Below are 18,429 nucleotides of genomic sequence, written 5' to 3'. Positions count from 1 at the left end.
GTACAAAACTTTTGTACAGTCGTACAACATTTTTGTACTTCGGTACAACACTTTTGTCCCTCGGTCTAACAATGTTGTCCCTCGGTCTAACATTTTTGTCCCGCGGTCTAACAATGTTGTCCCGCGGTCTAACAATGTTGTACTTCGGTCTAACACTTTTGTACCAAGTGATAACTCCTTTGCTCAGGCTTCTATTTCGGTTAGAAAAAGGTAGTATAATGTGAGAAAAGTCCTCCACAAAGTTTGACCATATCCTGCAAAAAAGCGCCGCTTTGCAAACTTTATCCAAGCTCACGCTCTAAAGCGCCGCAATGCGCCAAATGGAAAACGCGGTGCCGCGCATTTACTTTGGATATCCTGTTTCTTTTTTAAGCCGCTCGAGGCGCGACTTCATTTCAGCTAGGATGTGCTTGTACTTTGGGTCATCTACCAAGTTGCGGAGTTCCTGTGGGTCATCTTTCAAATTGTAAAGCTCAGGCTTGTCGTTTATTTCGGGGTATTCGATGTATTTCCAGCAGTCAGTTCGAACGCCCACCATAGTCGGTGTGCGAGGGAAGCCCTTCTCTTGGAAGTACTCGTAAAGCCAGTCACTGCGCCAGTTCGACTTGCGCCCTTTCAGCAAAGGAACAATAGAAAGTCCTTGGTTGCCGGGGAGCATTGGAACGCCAGCCAAATCGAGAAACGTTGGCGCAAGGTCTATATTGAGTACCATTTCATCAACCAGCGTGCCGGGCTTAATAAGCTTGGGATACCGCATCAGGAAAGGAATGCGTATTGATTCTTCATACATCGCGCGCTTGTCGAGGCGCCCGTGCTCGCCTTGGAAGTAGCCGTTATCGCTTGCGAAGACGATAACGGTGTCGTCTAGCTTGTTAATTGCCTCAAGTGTTTCGAGTATCCGACCAACGCTGTCGTCCACAGCCATAATAGTGCGGTTGTAATCACGGATGAAAAGTTCGTAGCCTTCATCGCTTTTGAGCGCGCCCTTCGAATCGTGGCCCGGCTCCATGCCAAGCTTCACCCACTCGGGTTTGCCTTCGAAAGTTTCATTCATGCTCGGGGGCTTAGTTATGCGCACGTTTTCATACAGTTTGGAATGCCTTACAGCGGGCTGGAAAGGACCGTGGACGGCTTTATGACAAAGGTACAAACAGAAAGGATTCTCGTTGGTCTTCGACAGCCAATCCACCGCAAACTCTGTAAGGATATCGGTCATGTAGCCATCCACTTTCTTAGTTTCGCCATTGATATTCAGCGTTGGGTTGTAGTAGACGCCCTGCCCTTTAAAGCTAATCCAATGATTGAAGCCGGGCCTGGGCCCTTCTTGACCGTCCATGTGCCACTTGCCGATGAAAGCCGTATCGTAGCCGACTTTTTGGAGTGCCTGGGGCATTGTTGGGATTTCGTCGCTAAAAGGAGTTCCGTTATTAATAACGCCGTGCGAGTGGGCATAACGGCCGGTAAGGAAGCAACCGCGGCTTGGGGAGCATAGGGCGATTGTTACGAAGGCGTTTCTGAAGCGTGCGCCTTCTTTTGCAAGGCGGTCTATATTTGGCGTAAAAAGGAACGGGTGGCCAGCACAGCTCATCGCATCATAGCGCTGGTCGTCCGTAAGGATGAAGACGAAATTGGGCTTTTTATCGGCGGCGAACGCACTGCGGATATTGATGAATGGCATGCTCGCAACGGCGGCGCTCGCACCTGCTAAAAATTCCCTTCTTCCGATTTTCTTGTTGTCTGGCAAGATAATTCTCCTCCCGCATTTGGCACTTTTGTTTGGTAAACTCTTATCCAAAAAGAAAGGTTTTTCCTGCAACTTAGTGGCCTTTCGAAATCGGGCAAATCTGCCGATGCTTTTTTAGGAGGAATATTCAAATAATTGAGTAAAAATACTAAAAATGTTGTATAATAAGCGGTAGAGGTTAAACCATCTTGTCCTAGAGTTGGACAAGCAAACATATCTCCGACGACGGTGTCGGAAAGATTCCAATGGAGGAATGATCCAATGAAGGAAGGCATTTGCACGTCTTGTGTAAAGCGCAACGTTTGCACATTCAAGACCAACTCCGAAAGCATTATTGAATGCGACGAATACGAGGGAGAGGTCAACGGCAACGGCAAGAAGATCCCCAAAGATTACATCCCCTACTTAATCTTTGAGACAAACAACGAAGGGCTCTGCGATACTTGCGGATTTAGAGAGAAGTGCACCTATAAAGAGAACCATGCGGCAGTAGTTCAGTGCGAGGATTTTTGTTAGAGTAAGCCTCCGAATTAATAAGGACAATTTGCGAACGTGGCAATCGGCACCCTGCAGCTTTTTGCCTTTCGGGGGACTTTCGTTATTGAGTTAGACGAACGCCGCCTAGGCTTTCACGCGTTTTTTCAGCGACCTGCCAATATCATAGGCACGTTCAAGCACTGCCGGCTTCTGCAGGACGGCGCCTTTTGGTCCGACTCCATCCACAACCAATCGCTCGATGAGGCTGACGCCGAGGTAGTCGAAGCTCATCTCAAACATTCTAAGGAGTGGGTCGGCGGCTTCGGGCCCTTCCTCTTCGTATGCGACGACGAGGATAGCCTCTTTACCTTTGATTATAGGCCGTCCTTCGGGGTGGTTAAACACAACAAGGCGGTCAATGAATGCCTTCATAATTGCGGTGGGCGCATACCAATAAACCGGCGTGGCGAGCAAAAGGAAGTCGGAGGCGGCAATTGTTTCATATAAGCGAGTCATATCGTCATCAAACGCACAAGGGCGCCCCTTCCGCCAGCATTTCCCGCAAGCGACGCATGGTTTAATCTTGAGCCTTCGGAGGGCGACGACCTCGGTCTCGACGCCGACTTTCTCAGCGCCGTCAAGGACGCGGGAAGCGAGGATATCCGTATTGCCCCCAGGTCTTGGGCTTCCGAGAAAAGCGGTGATTTTCATTGCGTGCTTTCCAACAAACTCCCTTGCAATTCTATCTGCGAACGCTAGACGACATTATAAGACCATTTGCATAATTTGCAAATGGATATCATCCCGCACCTGAAAGCTAATTTTGCCAATTTAATTAGAAAGCATGCGACAGCTTAGGCAGAGCGACTGCACGCTGTTCGACAACGGTGCTTATCTTGGCGGGAACGGCGGCTCGGGCGTCCACATTCCTGGAACAACTTGGTCAGTTGCATATACTTCGAAGCCGAGATAGTTGCCGAAAGCCTCCCAAAGGACATCCTCGACCTTCCCTCTTGTAAACCCGACGTGATGCGGGAAGTGGCGCACGAGGATGTCTCGATAAAGCTTCGTTAGGTTGTTAATTCTTGCCCACCCATACGCACCGAACGTCTTAGCATTGCTTGCTTCGATGTTGGCAGGGACAATCACTGCCTTGTGGTTGCCATCCGCGTCCTGGGTTGCGCGAAGTAGCGTCACAGGCCCTTCTTTGACTTCGAACTCGACAGCACCCCAAGAGTTATCCTTGCCAATGGTGTGGGAGATGATTTCCTGGATGCCAAGCTTCAGGCGGGTTTTTGCAAAACTTCCGGGGAAGACTCCGCAATGCCAGAGATTAACCAAGTTAGGGTCTTCATTGTGAAGGTTATTCCAATCAGCAAGTCCCGCAGGGCTACCAGAAGCAAGGAGAAGCGCATGCATCGAAAGGGTCCCGAGTATGTCCGATTCGCAAGCACAAGGGATTCCTTCCTCCCCAAGGCGGCCCATTGTTGCGCATGCACACATGCTTAGATTATCCTGAAAACTCGTCCAGCACTGAATCGCCAATCCATCCAAATCCTTCTCTTCGACGAACTTCCGCAGGAAAAGCTCGAAGCGAGCCATTTTATTGACGACGCCTTCGGGTGCTTCTGACGTGTCGCAGTATCCGCGTATGTCGTCTTCAATTCTCTTGACGTCCTCAGAGGCGGGGTCCATGTTCGAGACGGCACGAATCGCTTCAGAAAGGTCTAGCGTAACTGTAGTGACTCCTAGACGCTGGAGAGCTTTCTCGCTAACGCGGCAAGTCCAGAATGCATCGGGGCGGGCCCCTATTTGACCGTATCTAGCATTCCTAATACCATTCACCACCCGGCAAAGTGCCGTGAAGCGGTGGAGTTCATCTTGGAAAGAATCTTCTCTTGGGAAGCAAATAGGCACACGAGCGACGGTATACTTCACACCCAGCTGTCTTAGGGCTTCTCCAATCGAAATAAGCCCGCAGAAAGAATCTCTCCTATCCGTGCTAGGCTTCAACACCTCTTCTTCCTGACAGCCGAATATCAGTATTGGCACGTTCAACGCCGCTGTTTTGATAGTAAAAGCCACTGCTTGTTCGTCGCCAAAATTGACTGCGGCGACAATAATGCCTTGGACATTTTCCTCCCTGAAGAGGCGTCCCGTCTTCAACGCTTCTTCGTAGGTTTCAACGCATCCAAGCTTTGTCATATCTTCGCTAGGGACTACAACCTCGATGCCAGCCTTTTCCATAGCCGCGATAGTTTCTTTGCGCATTTGGGCGGCAAGGATGTCGCTGAAAAAACCTCTGTTAGCGGGTATTAATCCGATTTTCATCGCCTACTAATCCTCCTATTTGGCACTTTGAAGTTGGAAAGAAAACTCAACAATTTGGTTTATACTCGCTACTTCGGCGTATGGAATCTTTTTTCCTTCTGTTGTTATGCGCCCCAGAAGCTGTATGTCGGTATTTTGAAAATAATCCCATAAATGCTCCAGAATGAACCGACAACGCACTGTCCTAGTATTAGCCCGAGGAAAAATGGAATTGCCCACCGATATGTTTTTAAGCCGCCGAAGCGGAGAATCAGCGACTTTAACAACCAAGCAATAAATAACGGAAGCCAGACTAGGTTCATCGACCAACTTCCCGAAATTGCGTAGCCGATTGGATGAAATGGGAACCCGACCGACCGAATGCGAATGAGGTTTAATAGCGTGCAGAAAGCGAAACCTATCACGATTGCCCAGGTAGCCAGAAGGTTTGGCGGCTGGGGTGAACTAATCCAGGCGTTTAGGCGGGTGTACATCTCGGTGCTGAACCATACGCCGGAATTAAACTTCGCCGCTGTTCCTCTAATATAGGCGTGGTGGAGAAATGCCCAGAACGCCGAAAAGGTTCCAAGAAAGCACGCCGCGCTCATTGCCCAGAAGTAGAAGCGCCGACTTGATTTGGTTGGGTCGGCAACCTTCAGCCCCTCCATTAACACTGGCATCGGGTGGCTTCGGTAAGCGCGGTTGAACCAGAAGAAATAACTCAACGCGGTCAGCGAGCGCCCATCAATGTTCTCCGTGCCAACTACCCTTGTAATAATATGGTCGGGTCCAGAGAAATGGAGGTCGTGCACTGGCGGCCCGAGTTCGGCACGAATGCGTGTCACGGCAACCGACAAGGCAAGGTAAATCAACATCCCGACGAAAGCCATCCAAGGCTTCAAACCTAGCAGAACAAAGAATCCAACAAGCATGAAAGTCCCCACAACCGCTCCAATCCCCGCCACACGATAGCCAATGGCTTCGTTGCTACAATCAACAGCAGAAGGCCGCCCAAGAATCTTCATGATAATTTCTCTAAGTTGCCGTCTCCCCGTGTAAAGAAGGAAAGCCACGATAGCCATATAGCCGCCGAAGCACTGTTCGGTTATGAACGGAAAGTTAGGAGTGACGTCCCACGCCATGGCGTTCGACACAACTAGCTGCATCTTCCAGAAAATATAGAAGAACCAACACGAGAAAAGAAGGTCCACGGGGAGCAGGAAACCCAGACCAATTGCAAATGGATAAAACGAGTATGGAGTCCAGCCAACCGCGCTCCATGGTTTTGCAGTAAGATATGGCCGCAAATCAGTATGTTTGACGACAATCTCAGGAATTGCGGGATAGAGGTAATGAAGCCCGTTGATGAAATCAATTCCTCCGGCTAGTATGAAACCCGCCCACATCAGCTTATTTCGATAAAGCTTCCCCTCGACATCGCTCATCTCGATTGGGAGATAAACAATCGGGAACGACAGTTTTTCTCTGTCTTGCCATTGCGCTCTAACCAATGTATTGATGCACATGAAAACAAAAAGTAGCACGAAGATGAAGCCTGTCCAAATCAGCACCGGCGATATCCAAGGCTCAAGATTGCTCCACCTATAAAGCGATGAGGCGCCATTATAGTAGCCTTTCAGCGCATCCATGTCGTCAACAAGAGCAAACTTTGGCAGATAACCACCGAAGTTGCTCATCCACCTGTTGCTTGCATTGGCAAAGAAGTAAGGATGGCCCATCATCATTATGAGCACAGGAATGGAATCGTGGCCCGCAAGCGCGCTTCCTATAGCAACCATTGTGTAAACCAGGAGCAACTCGGTCTGGGTTAGCGCGACCTTAGGAGCAAATTGGTGGACAAAGCGGTTTAGCAACCAAATGATTAGCAATATGAAGATGACGTTAGCAAAAAGGGATATACTCGTTGGAAACGGCCCAGGCAGTACCTTTTCCATTAAGATAACCCAGTAGCTATTGATAGGGATTATCAACAGCCCAAGAATCACTGCACGAAATCTTAATGCGCGGGTATATGCGGGCTTCTCGGGCTTACCAGGCTGAGCAACCTCTGACTGCTTTTCCAGGGATGTTTTTTCCATGTCTACAAGGTAAGATTATACTTTGGAAGCATTAATCCTCTTGAGAGAAAAAACAGTTTAAAAAGGGGCGTAATGTATAGAGGAACAATTGCAAGGAAAACAACTACCAGATATCTTTTACGTTCGGTCTGCCAGCGGCTTTTGCACGAACATAGCTTAAATAAGTATCAACTGTATGCCACTCAAACCCATCACTAACTGCGGGTCGCAGGACATCAGCTTTTTCAAGATCTTTGAGAGCTTGCTGCCATTGCTTAAGGCGCGCGAAGAGCACTCCGCGTTCTAAATAAAGCTTATAGTTTTTCGGATTGTGCCGAATTCCCTCGTTAATGAAAGCCTTTGCACGGTCATATTCCTTTGTGCGATAAAACCAATAAGTGCCAACACACCATGCTTCTATGTATTGAGGATTAAGGCGGACAGCAACAATGAACCAGGGAAGAATCTCTTTCTCATCTGCACCAACGACATGCCTTTCGCTGCTTGGTATGGCGGTCTCCTGAAGTAACTTAATATACCTCACTAATGGAAGACTTGAATTTCCTGGTTTATTACCCTTCTTGTGGTGCAAACTTCCATTCTCCTCATGTGATTCATTGCTACGTACACCGGAATGGAAATAAACATCAGCCTGCTTATATGCCGCTTGCGCCGCAACCCCCGATGCCCCGCCAAGTAGTTGTGTTAGAACATCTTCAGGCTGCGGATTTGCAGAGTGAACTACGGGATTAAGAATAGCGGCAAGAAGAACCGCAGAAAAAAGAAAAGAGATTACGACTGCAATGGACTTCACCATTAAAGCCACCTTCGCCGAAAAATTAGCGAACATACAGCTATTAAGCCAATTGCATAGACTATCCCGTAAATTGCAATATAAAGAAATATCCAAAACGGAAGGGGTCCCCACCCATGAACAAATCGCTGGGTTACATTAAAAAATTCGAAATGCGGCATCAAAAGATATAAACACCATGCTGTGTGCTGCCATATACTTGATACTCCTAGAATCATATCCGACAGCGATTTTGCGCCATATCGCATGACGCATAAGATTATGAAAGAAAATGTTACCGCACCTGCAGTCGTCGAGAAAGAAGAAAAGAAAACAGCCAGCGAGCACAACATGAATAATGCCACCAGCTGAAGTGCAAACGCCTGCCACAGCATTGGATCAACTAATGCTTCTCCACCTTTTACGCAGAGCATGATAGCTAGGACAAGAAACAATCCTGTCAGGCAAATGCCAGAAGCTCCAGCCGCTCCAATTGTCCTTCCAAGCACATATTGCCACCTAGGTAAAGGCCTAGCGAGTATTACGTAAACTGTTTTGCTTTCTAAATCCTGAGGGATTTGGCGAGCTGCAAGAGGAACAGCCAGAGCAAAGGATGCGAGCCATACGACTTGCATTATTACATCCTTTGCGAACCTGCCAGCGCTCGACTCACTAATATTAATTAGATGAAGCCAAATAGCAAGCCCAACGATTAAAACAAGAACAACATAAAATTCCTTGCGGCGCAAAGTCTCAATAATAGAAAGGTATGCAACTGCTAGGCAGCCCACGGTAATTCCTCCCCAAGCAGCCGCACGAACGCCTGCTCCAAATTAGTCTCATTTCCGACAAGCTCTGCAATCGGTCCTTGAAATACTAGGCTTCCTTCATTCATTAGCAAAATCCTATCGGCTACCATCTCAATCTCCCCAAGCTCATGGGAGGAGAATAAAATTGTTTTTCCTTCTGACCTTAGACTTGAAAGCATCATTCGCATTCTCATTCGAGCAATCGGGTCCAAGCCCGACATGGGCTCGTCTAAAATAAGTATCTCAGGGTCATGTAGAAGCGCCTGGGTAAAGCCAGCCTGCTGAAGCATGCCCTTCGAAAAACCCGAAAGTTTCGTTTTTAAATAAGGGGTCATTCCCGTTCGTTCAGCCGCAAACTTAACACACTCTTCTCGTTTTCCTCGAGGAACCCCCGACAATGCGGCACAAATACGAAGAAATTCGTAAAGTTTCAAGTATTTCGGATAGTAAGATACCTCTGGCATGTACCCAACGCTCAATCTTGATTTTGGGTTGGAGCTTGGAATACCTGCTATGACACATTCACCATGTGTCACGGGGATTAAATTAAGCAATGCCTTGATTGTAGAAGTTTTTCCTGCACCATTTGGGCCGATAAAACCAACTATTTCGCCGCGATGAACTTCAAAAGACAAGTCTTTTACCGCTTGACGTTTCTTACCGTGCCCTGCAAAGTAATTAATGTTAAGACATCTTGCCTCAATTATCGGTGCCCCCACGATTCTTCAACTCCCAATCGTAGTTATCGGCATGACCTGGAAGATTCATTAGCCTTGTCTTAAATAGAAAAACAGCCTTGACTTCACTCAATAAACAGTCTATGATTGTAATAATAATCCCATCACTGCCCCAAATACGATAAGGAGGGTTAAATGATACGCACCACGTGCAATAAAATTCGGCACTATATCCTGCTCGTCATAATAAACATCTCCCTTCTTGCTACATTCACCCCACTTCAAGCAGCAGGTGAAGCGCCTTCCAAGCTTGTTCGAGATGCGATGGAAAAGGCTGTTATGGCCGTCAAGCCTGCTTTAGTTCGAATTCACGTGGTGAGCGCCGAATACTACGAGGGGAAAGAATCTAAGAGCGAGAGTTTTGGCAGCGGCGTTATAATCTCTAAAGAGGGCTACGTCATAACTAACCATCATGTTGCTGGTGATGCAAAGCAGATAATCTGCACCCTTGCAAACAAGGAAGAAATTGATGCCGAGTTAGTTGGCACAGACCCAATGACTGATATTGCAGTTATCAAGCTCCTCCCGCCAACAAAACGAGTGTTTCCAACCGCAAAATTCGGCGACTCTTCTAAAATAAAAGTTGGCGATTACGTTTTTGCAATGGGCAGTCCCCTAGCCTTCTCTCAATCAGTAACCATGGGTGTGGTAAGCAATACTGAACTTGTAATGCCAGAAACTTGGGGCATGGATTTTAAACTTGACGGCGAAGATGTTGGGTCAATGGTGCGGTGGATAGCGCATGACGCAGAAATCTACGGTGGCAACTCCGGCGGACCTCTCGTCAATTTGAATGGTGAAGTTATTGGCATAAATGAAATTCGAATTGGCCTCGGAGGCGCAATCCCCAGCAACCTGGCTAAGCAAGTAAGTGAACAGATAATAAAACATGGAAAGATAATTCGCAGCTGGATTGGAGTTTGGGTTCAGCCACTCTTAAAATCAACCAAAGTCAAAAACGGCGTATTAATTAGTGGCGTCATCTCCGGCTCTCCTGCCGAAAAGGCGGGCATCAAATCCGGCGACATCCTTCTCAAAATCGGCGGGCGCGACGTAAGCGTGCGGTTCAAAGAGGAGCTCCCACCATTCAACCAAATTATGGCAGCGCTTCCGATAGGAAAGCCTGTTGAAGCTGTAATCTTACGTAATGGAAAACAAATCGTTTTGTCTATTGTACCTGAAGAGCGAGAACCTGCGTTAGCCCGACCTCAGGAATTTAAACAATGGGGTATTTGTGCGAGCAATATAACTTTCCTCAAAGCCAAGGAATTAAAGCGCAACTCACGTAATGGTGTGCTTGTTAGAAGCGTACGTCCGGGCGGACCAGCTGGTACTGCCAAACCAAACCTAAAGGAAAACGATGTTATTATTGAAGTAGGCGGCAAACCAGTAAATAATATCCACGATTTAGCAAAATTAACTGAAGAGATAACAAAAGACAAAACTGAACCAACCCCTACCCTTGTTGCCTTCGAGCGCTCTTCCGAAAAGTTCCTTACGGTTGTAAAAGTAGGAATTAGAGAGTTAAAAGACCCTGGGCTCGAGCTAAGCAAAGCTTGGCTACCAGTGTCTACACAGGTTCTAACGAGGGACCTTGCAAAAGTGCTAGGCATTGAAGGGAAAATGGGAGTCAGGGTAACCAAAGTATACCCAAATGCAAAAATTGATCTCCATGTTGGAGACATTATAACCAAAGTTGATGGCGAGCAAGTGCCTGCTTCACAACCCGAGGACGAAGAGGTACTATCTACAATGATTAGACAGTACCCAATAGGTTCCAAGGTAGAGCTTACTGTCCTACGCAATAATGAAGAAATAAAGGTCCCGGTGGAGTTGCCTGCCTCGCCTAAACTCCCCCGTGAGATGAAAAAATATCAGGATATCAACTTCGACTTTATCGTTCGCGACATTGCATTTTTAGATCGGGTAGAAGAAGGTTGGCCTGAGAATCAAGAAGGTGTTATTGTCGAATCGGTCAGCGAAGGCGGTTGGGCGGCTTTAGGAAACCTTTTGATTGGCGACCTTATCTGTACAGTTGACAACCAGCAAGTGAAAAATGTCCAAGAATTCCAGAAAATAATGGCAAAGATAGCAAACGAAAAACGGAAAACGGTAGTCTTTCAGATTAAGCGTGGTATCCAAGAAATGTTCATAGAAATAAGGCCAACTTGGCCACGCGTACCATAAAATTAAGGAGGATAAAATGCAAACACAAAGATTTGGATTTGCGGTCGGAGTTTCACTTTTGTGCGTACTATGTAGTTTGTTTTCTCCCGCAATCCTGGCCGCTGATGAAGCCGCCCAAGCAGGAAAGGATATCATCGCTAAATATGGCGATGCCATTGTTACTCTGCAATTAGTCGTCAAGACCGAGATGTCAATGGAAGGCGAGGAGGCATCGAAAGAAGAGAACAAAGCTGAGGCCACAGGAGTCATAATTGACCCCTCAGGTCTCACAGTTGCATCGCTCTCTGCGGTAGATCCATCTGAAATGATGAGCAAGATGATGAGCTCCAGCGAATACAATCTTAAGATTTCTAGCGAGGTCACTGATTTAAAAATTCGCCTTGCGGATGGCACAGAAATCCCTGCAAAAATTGCCCTGCGAGACAAGGATCTAGACCTTGCTTTTATTCGTCCGATACAAAAGCCTACAAAACCGCTGAATGTACTGGATCTTTCAAAACAAGCAAAACCAGCGTTACTAGACCAAGCAATAATGCTATCAAGACTCGGAATGATTGCCAACCGCACGATTGCCGCTAGCGTTGAACGCATCCAAGCAATTGTAGAAAAACCACGTACGTTCTATATCACGGGTATGTCGGTGGGAGACTTAAACCTTGGCGGGCCAGTCTTCGCGCTCGATGGAAACGTAATTGGCTTACTTATTATGCGAATTCTTCCGCAGCGTGCTGGTGGGGAAACGTCGTTTTCCATGTTTAGTATGAACGATATGCCAATAATGCCAATGATTCTCCCAGCATCCGACATTCTGGCAGCTGCAAAGCAAGTCCCAGAATCAGTGCAGTAGGCATTCTTGTATATTTAAATCTAACGCGATATAATAAAGCGGTTACTCTTATTTAGGAGCGACAATGTTGCAAACGCCTAACCTTAAAGCAATAAGCACTTTAGCATTTGCATTCTGTTTTTCAATGTTTTTCCTCGGTTCAACTCTTGCACTTCCATCATCCCCCAAGAAATCGGTGCTCGTTATATCAGTTACCAAAGGCTTCCGACACAGTTCCATACCTCTAGGAGAAGAACTGATAAGGAAGCTTGGAACTGAATCGGGCGAATGGGAAGTGGATTTTGTGCGCACAGACGAAGAAATGGCACTAAAAATGACAGCGACTGCTCTCAAAAAGTACGATGCCATAGTCTTCAATAATACAAGCGGCGACTTACCACTTCCTGATAAGCAGGGGCTCCTCGATTGGGTAAAAGCCGGTGGAGGCGTAGTCGGAATACATGCCGCAACCGACACATTCCGTGAACGCGGCGATTCTCCTGGCTGGGCCGGATTCCGAGAAATGATGGGAGGTCAATTCGTTTCTCATGGACCTCAATCAGAAGTAGAACTTCTTATCCAAGACCCCAAACACCCAGCTACAAAAGAACTGCCTTCGAAATTTAAAGTCACCGAAGAAATTTACCTCTTAAAAGATTGGTCAAGAGATAAAGTCCGGGTACTTATTGCACTGGATAAGCATCCAAACTCAGGTGAACCAGGCGACTACCCAATTGCCTGGGTACACCAGTACGGAAAAGGACGTGTTTTCTACACCTCACTTGGCCATCGAGAAGACTTAATGCAAACTGAGAATTACAAAAAGCACCTCCGTGGCGGCATTCGATGGGTTCTCGGCTTGGCAAAAGGAGACGCAAAACCACTGCCACCACCTGCACCCGTTACTAAGCAAGAAAAGAAAGAGGGCTTTCGAGCGCTCTTAAACGCCAAAGACCTTACAGGCTGGCATCCAAGGCGCGAAGGTGCCACTCCATGGACAGTGCAAAACGGAATGTTGGTTATGGGGAAAGGTGGTTCAGACTTAATCACCGATGAAAAATTCCGCGATTTTATCATCCGCTATGAGTACATGATTCCAAAAGGCGGTAACAGCGGCGTCTATCTGCGCGGGCGTTATGAAATACAAATTCTCGATGATTTCGATAGAAAAACCCCCGACGTTCACGGCAACGGTGCTATTTACGGTCTAATTCCGCCATCCCAATTCGCTAGCAAAGCCCCAGGGGAGTGGCAGACCGTCGAAGCCAAACTAATCGGCAATAAAGTAACCGTAATTCTAAACGGAATAAAAATCATTGATAACCAGGAGCTTAGCGCGCCAACGGGAGGCGCATTGGATGATAAAGTAAATGAACCAGGGCCAATTATGCTTCAAGGAGATCATGGCCCGGTTGCATTTAGAAATATTAGAATCAAGGTGCTGAAGTAACTATGAGCAATGGAGCAATTGATCGGCGAGATTTCATTAAAGGTGCAGCAGCTTCAATGGCACTTCTTTTTGCTGCAGAGGAACTTTTTGCAGCAGAAGGGGCAACTGAAACCGCGGTAGCAGGACCGCCAGTGAAGTTCGGAGTTGTCGGAATTGGCCAATGGGGAAGAGAAATTTTATCAACACTTTCTAAAATGCCCTCAGCACAAATAACGGCAATTTGCGATACCTACGAACCCTTCCTAAATAAAGGAAAGGAAATTGCACCAAATGCTGGAACTTTCACTGATTTCAAGAAAGTGTTGGAATCGCCTGATGTCGAAGCCGTTATTGTAGCAACTCCAACTCACCTGCATAAAGACATAGTAATTTCGGCTTTGCAAGCCGGCAAGCATGTCTACTGTGAGTCGCCACTTGCTTCAACCATAGAGGATGCAAAGGCCATTGCGATGGCCGCACAGGGAGCAAAGCAGGTATTCTATGCTGGACAGCAAGGGCGGTCGAACCTTCTTTACAAGCATGTCTCCAACTTTGTAAAGGCCGGCGTTCTCGGAAATACTGCAATGGTCCATGCCCAGTGGCACAAGAAAGATAGCTGGCGACGCATGGCTCCAACACCCGAACGCGAGGCAGAACTCAATTGGAGAATTTCCAATAAGACTTCTGTTGGCCTAGTTGGAGAAACAGGAATTCACCATCTAGATTTAGCAAATTGGTATCTTAACTCGCTACCCACCGCTGTAATCGGGTTTGGCTCAATAATAAACTGGAATGATGGCCGCGATGTACCTGATACGATACAGTGTATCTTTGAATATCCACAGAACGTGCGCATGATATTCTCAGCCACGCTAGCCAACTCATTCAGCAACGCGTATACACTGTTCCAGGGAAGCAATAGCAGCCTTATGATGCGCGAGAAACGAGCTTGGATGATAAAAGAAGCAGACTCACCCTTGCTTGGATGGGAAGTATACGCCAAGAAAGAACAATGCTTCGACGAAACCGGCATTTGCATGGTCGCTGATTCGACTAAACTGCTTGAAGCAGGCAAAGAACCAAGCAAGGAAGGTTCAGTTGAACCAACCAAAGAAGCTTTATATTGCGCGCTAGAGAATTTTACCAGGAGCATCCGAGAAGGTTCCAAACCAGCCTGCGGAGCACTCGAAGGCTACCAAGCAGCGGTGGTCGCCATCAAAGCTAACGAGGCAATCCTATCGGGGACTAAAATTTCCTACCAGCCAGACTGGTTTGAGCTAAAATAAGTATAAGGAGTGCAATTCTATGTCTGAAAAGCAAAAAAAGAAAAGACTAAGTCGCAGAGAGTTTATTAAAGCTGCGGGCGTAACTGCCGCCGGGGTTGTAGCGGGCTCAATTGTTCCCACGAATCTTCAGGCAGGTGAATCACTTCCATCTCCCAAGGTTCTGGGAGCAAATGACCGCATCAACGTAGGAATAATAGGCGTCGGCGGCATGGGGCAAGGCCACCTCAATCACTTAAAAGGCATGCAGGAAGAGCAAAACATCCGAATAGTCGCCGTTTGCGATGTGTGGGACAAGCGCCTAGAAAACTCAAGAAATGCTCTCAATCTGCCTCGTTCCTATGCCTATAAAGATTATCGAAAACTTCTAGAGCGGAATGATATCGACTCTGTTGTAATCGCCACGCCAGACCACTGGCACGCACCAATTGCCATTGCCGCCATGGAATCTGGCAAACATGTATATATAGAAAAGCCCATGACCCACGACTTCGAAGAAGCGGTTGACATGTGGAAAACCGCTCAGCGTACAAAAAAGCTTGTGCAAGTGGGTTCGCAAGGTTGTGCTGATGCGAAATGGCATAAGGCAGGTGAATTGGTAAAAGCCGGCCGAATTGGCAAGCCGATTTGGGCACAGGGTGGCTACTGCCGAAATAACCCCAACGGCGAGTGGAATTATAACATCGATCCTGATTTGACTCCGGAAACATGCGATTGGAATATGTGGCTTGGCAATGCACCCAAGCGGCCCTTCAGCCCTGAACGCTACTTCCGATGGAGGAAATTCTGGGATTACGGCACAGGAATCATTGGTGATTTGTGGCCCCACCGCCTTCATCCATTAATGATTGCACTGGCAATGACCGAAGAGTGGCCATCCAAGGTCACCTGCATTGGAAGCATACTCTGCAATACCGATGCAGGCCACGGTGAGCCACGGGATGTTGCCGAAGCAACATTGTTGACTGTTGAGTTCCCAAGTGGAACAATGATCTTTCTCGCTGGTAGCACAGTAAACGAACGCGGCGTAGAAGATATGATACGTGGGCAAAAGGGAAATCTCTATTTCGGTGGCGGAAAAGTCCGAATAGAACCCGAGCGACCCTTTGCAGATGAAGTTGAAGCCAAAGATGAGCCTTACGAGGGCCCCGGTGAGAGCCAAGTTGAAATGCACAAGAACCTGTTCGATGCAATTCGAAATGGCGCAAAACAATATTGTCCGATAGACTTAGGAATTAGAGTTCAAACCATTGTCTCAATGGCAGTAAAAGCATACCGCGAGAACAAGACCGTACGCTTTGATCCGAAAAAGATGCGGATGATTGCTTAAAAATATAAGACTAACAACGGATGAGAGGAATATTAATTCCTCTCATCCGTTTCATTCCTCATTGGTCAAGTTCACCTCATACATATTAGAAAACGAAACCTTATATGATCCCAACATCGCCAGTTAAATTATCAATTCCTGCAATGGGGACACGCTTTGAGTTAGTCCTCTACGGCGATAATCCGTTACGGTTACGATCAGCAGCAGAGGAGGCCATTACCGAGATTGAAAGACTTGACCAGCAGTTGAGTTTCTACCGTCCGGATAGCGACCTGTCATGGATTAACACCCATGGAGCAAAAGGACCAGTCAAGGTAGAACCACGCATGTTTCGGTTGCTTGAGCAAGCGCTTGAAATCAGCCACCGCACAGCCTATTCGTTCGACATTACAATCGCACCGCTAATGAGAGCTTGGGGCTTCGTTGGCGGCAAAGGTAGAATACCTGATTCAAGTGATATTGAAGCCGCAAGGTCCGCCACAGGAATTGACCATATCCACCTAGACCCTAAGCAATTCACCATTACTTTTGATCATCCTGGAGTTGAACTTGACCTTGGAGCGATTGGTAAAGGTTACGCAATTGAACGAGCAGTTGAAATACTGCGAGAAAACGGCATTCAAAGCGCCCTTCTTCATGGCGGAACCAGTAGTATCTCTGCAATTGGCACCCAACCAGATGGAAGAAAGTGGAAAATAGCAGTAAATCATCCAATCATAAAAAATAAGCCATTTGATATATTTGAAATTGAAAACAGTTCGCTGTCTGTATCCGCAGCGCATGGAAAAGCCTTCACCGATGGGACAGTGGAATATTGTCATGTAATTGACCCTAGAAGTGGGCAGCCAACTCGCGAAGCATTAATCGCCGCAGTCGCAGGTCCATCATCAACAATTTGTGATGCTCTTGCAACCGCTTTACTTGTCCTGGGCACACCAGGCTTGGAACTACTTGCGGCTGAATTTCCCGACTACAGCGCAAAAGTTTTGGATAACGAACTCAAAGTTTTTGAATAATAGCAGATGGATTTCAGATTTCTAATATTAATCATTTTTGCAATTATGTTACTTTCATGCAATGCTGAGGCAAAACTCAATCCCTTCGCCAGAAGCATCCAAATTGACCCAAACTTCAGCTATTATATGGACCGTAGTCCGGAGAGCATAGCATTAGAGATAAAAGCGAACGGATTCGGTGCCGTCCGTCTAATAGTTACCAATGACAACAGCGTCAATCCCAAATTGATTGAAGAGTTCCATAAAGCAGGCATTGCGGTTTGGTACGAAACATGGGGCAATGGAACATATGCATTTGCTTCACTACCACCAGGCTCAGAAAAATGGCAGATGAAGCTAAAATCAAAAAAGGCAAATGAGGCAGCAGCAGGGTTTGTATATCTTTGCATGAATAATCCCGAATACCGCAAGTGGAAAAAGGAACAAGTCGTCAATACACTCAAGCGCATTCCATTCGATGGCTTTGAAATCGTTGAAACATTCTGGCCTGCGGTTAATGGACCAGAAAGTGACTACTATGGCTGTTTATGCGACCATTGTAAAGCTGCCTTCCTTAAAATGTATCCAGAGGAGAAGTCAATTCCCAACTTCTTTGATGAAAAAAGCCCGAATTATTACAAAACCAACTCTAACCTTTATAAGAAATGGATAAACTTCCGTTGCCAAAGCATAGCATCATTCCAAGATTTCATTATAAACAGCCCAGGCGGAGTAAGGAATACTCGACCGAACATTAAGGTTGCTGCTTGGGGAATTGCAGATGATGTTCCAAATCCCGTTGAAACGCTCAGGGAATGGGAAGGGTCGGATGGACCGCTTATTGTAACAACCGTCCGGCCGGACGTCTATGTCATCCAAACTGATTGGCCAGATTGGTCAAACCCGAACTTGCCTGCTGAGTACCCATTAAAATACAAACCCTTCGTTGATGCCGTTCGGAAGGTTTCAGGTGTTCCGATTATTATGCAAACAGACATCGGCTCAAAAGAGATGTGCCTACGTGGCTATGAATGGCTGCGTAAATGTGAAGTAGCAGCAAAAGAAACAGGAATGCTAGGTATCACCGCATATGAATATCACCTTAATCTTGATATTTATAAACTAGAACCCCGCCCTCTTTATGCAGTGGGCAAGAAAAATCTAATTACAATAGTCTTCAATAAGCAGCTTGATCCTAAAAAGGCATCTTGTATTGAGAACTTCGCGGTCACTCCATGCAAAATCAATGATGTAGAAGTAGACGGCAACATAGTGCATTTAAAGGTAGAAGGTAAGCCCAACGTTGTTACCGTGCGCAACCTCGCTGACGATTATTCAAGAAGGTTTTTCAAAAACTACCCCGCTGTTGCCATGTCCGCCGAGGTAAGAATACCTGTGAAGTGGCAACAGAAATAATAACAATTTTCTTTC

The 18,429-nt window shown here is 46.8% G+C and carries 15 protein-coding genes; 8 read left to right on the top strand and 7 right to left on the bottom strand.

What is annotated here, in order from left to right; translation table 11 throughout:
* Window positions 1-343 precede the first annotated feature (343 nt).
* Window positions 344-1,744 (bottom strand): sulfatase, encoded by a 1,401-nt coding sequence (locus tag QHH26_12380; GenBank protein MDH7482754.1) that lies wholly within the window; start codon window positions 1,742-1,744, stop codon window positions 344-346.
* A 261-nt stretch (window positions 1,745-2,005) separates the two neighbouring features.
* Here QHH26_12380 and QHH26_12375 point away from each other — a divergent pair, with 261 nt between their 5' ends.
* The gene (locus tag QHH26_12375; GenBank protein ID MDH7482753.1) at window positions 2,006-2,260 is read left to right on the top strand and encodes a hypothetical protein; all 255 of its coding nucleotides are present in this window, start codon (window positions 2,006-2,008) and stop codon (window positions 2,258-2,260) included.
* A 105-nt stretch (window positions 2,261-2,365) separates the two neighbouring features.
* Here QHH26_12375 and QHH26_12370 read toward each other — a convergent pair whose 3' ends face one another.
* The 6 genes from QHH26_12370 to QHH26_12345 all read right to left on the bottom strand — a co-directional run bounded on the left by QHH26_12370 (window position 2,366) and on the right by QHH26_12345 (window position 8,930).
* Window positions 2,366-2,932 (bottom strand): flavodoxin family protein, encoded by a 567-nt coding sequence (locus QHH26_12370; protein MDH7482752.1) that lies wholly within the window; start codon window positions 2,930-2,932, stop codon window positions 2,366-2,368.
* A 180-nt stretch (window positions 2,933-3,112) separates the two neighbouring features.
* Complete coding sequence (locus tag QHH26_12365) at window positions 3,113-4,552, bottom strand: L-fucose/L-arabinose isomerase family protein (GenBank protein ID MDH7482751.1); 1,440 nt, start codon at window positions 4,550-4,552, stop codon at window positions 3,113-3,115.
* Between the two features lie 104 nt (window positions 4,553-4,656).
* Window positions 4,657-6,630, bottom strand: a complete 1,974-nt coding sequence (locus tag QHH26_12360) for a hypothetical protein (protein ID MDH7482750.1) — start codon at window positions 6,628-6,630, stop codon at window positions 4,657-4,659.
* Window positions 6,631-6,733: 103 nt separating this feature from the next.
* Window positions 6,734-7,426: a tetratricopeptide repeat protein gene (locus tag QHH26_12355; GenBank protein ID MDH7482749.1), complete on the bottom strand. Its 693-nt coding sequence runs from the start codon at window positions 7,424-7,426 to the stop codon at window positions 6,734-6,736.
* Window positions 7,426-8,193, bottom strand: coding sequence for an ABC transporter permease subunit (locus QHH26_12350; protein ID MDH7482748.1), 768 nt, complete (start codon window positions 8,191-8,193; stop codon window positions 7,426-7,428). The genes QHH26_12355 and QHH26_12350 overlap by 1 nt, the downstream gene beginning before the upstream one ends.
* Window positions 8,181-8,930: an ABC transporter ATP-binding protein gene (locus QHH26_12345; GenBank protein ID MDH7482747.1), complete on the bottom strand. Its 750-nt coding sequence runs from the start codon at window positions 8,928-8,930 to the stop codon at window positions 8,181-8,183. Before QHH26_12345 ends, QHH26_12350 begins: the two co-directional genes overlap by 13 nt.
* A gap of 153 nt (window positions 8,931-9,083) precedes the next feature.
* On the opposite strand from QHH26_12345, the gene QHH26_12340 reads away from it, so the two are divergent.
* From QHH26_12340 to QHH26_12310, 7 genes are all read left to right on the top strand, one after another.
* Entirely contained in the window at window positions 9,084-11,135 is a 2,052-nt protein-coding gene (locus QHH26_12340; GenBank protein ID MDH7482746.1) for a PDZ domain-containing protein, read from the top strand.
* A 16-nt stretch (window positions 11,136-11,151) separates the two neighbouring features.
* Window positions 11,152-11,982, top strand: a complete 831-nt coding sequence (locus tag QHH26_12335; GenBank protein MDH7482745.1) for a serine protease — start codon at window positions 11,152-11,154, stop codon at window positions 11,980-11,982.
* A gap of 64 nt (window positions 11,983-12,046) precedes the next feature.
* Window positions 12,047-13,411: a ThuA domain-containing protein gene (locus QHH26_12330; protein ID MDH7482744.1), complete on the top strand. Its 1,365-nt coding sequence runs from the start codon at window positions 12,047-12,049 to the stop codon at window positions 13,409-13,411.
* A 2-nt stretch (window positions 13,412-13,413) separates the two neighbouring features.
* Window positions 13,414-14,676, top strand: coding sequence for a Gfo/Idh/MocA family oxidoreductase (locus QHH26_12325; protein ID MDH7482743.1), 1,263 nt, complete (start codon window positions 13,414-13,416; stop codon window positions 14,674-14,676).
* Between the two features lie 19 nt (window positions 14,677-14,695).
* Window positions 14,696-16,003: a Gfo/Idh/MocA family oxidoreductase gene (locus QHH26_12320; GenBank protein MDH7482742.1), complete on the top strand. Its 1,308-nt coding sequence runs from the start codon at window positions 14,696-14,698 to the stop codon at window positions 16,001-16,003.
* A 104-nt stretch (window positions 16,004-16,107) separates the two neighbouring features.
* Window positions 16,108-17,019 carry an FAD:protein FMN transferase gene (locus tag QHH26_12315; protein ID MDH7482741.1) on the top strand — a complete coding sequence of 304 codons (912 nt, stop codon included), beginning with the start codon at window positions 16,108-16,110 and terminating at the stop codon, window positions 17,017-17,019.
* A gap of 6 nt (window positions 17,020-17,025) precedes the next feature.
* The gene (locus tag QHH26_12310; protein MDH7482740.1) at window positions 17,026-18,414 is read left to right on the top strand and encodes a hypothetical protein; all 1,389 of its coding nucleotides are present in this window, start codon (window positions 17,026-17,028) and stop codon (window positions 18,412-18,414) included.
* Window positions 18,415-18,429 lie beyond the last annotated feature (15 nt).

Source organism: Armatimonadota bacterium (assembly GCA_029907255.1).
Taxonomy (GTDB): domain Bacteria; phylum Armatimonadota; class UBA5829; order DTJY01; family DTJY01; genus JAIMAU01.
Note: the sequence above shows the minus strand (reverse complement) of the source record. Positions and strands in the feature narration are given on the sequence as shown.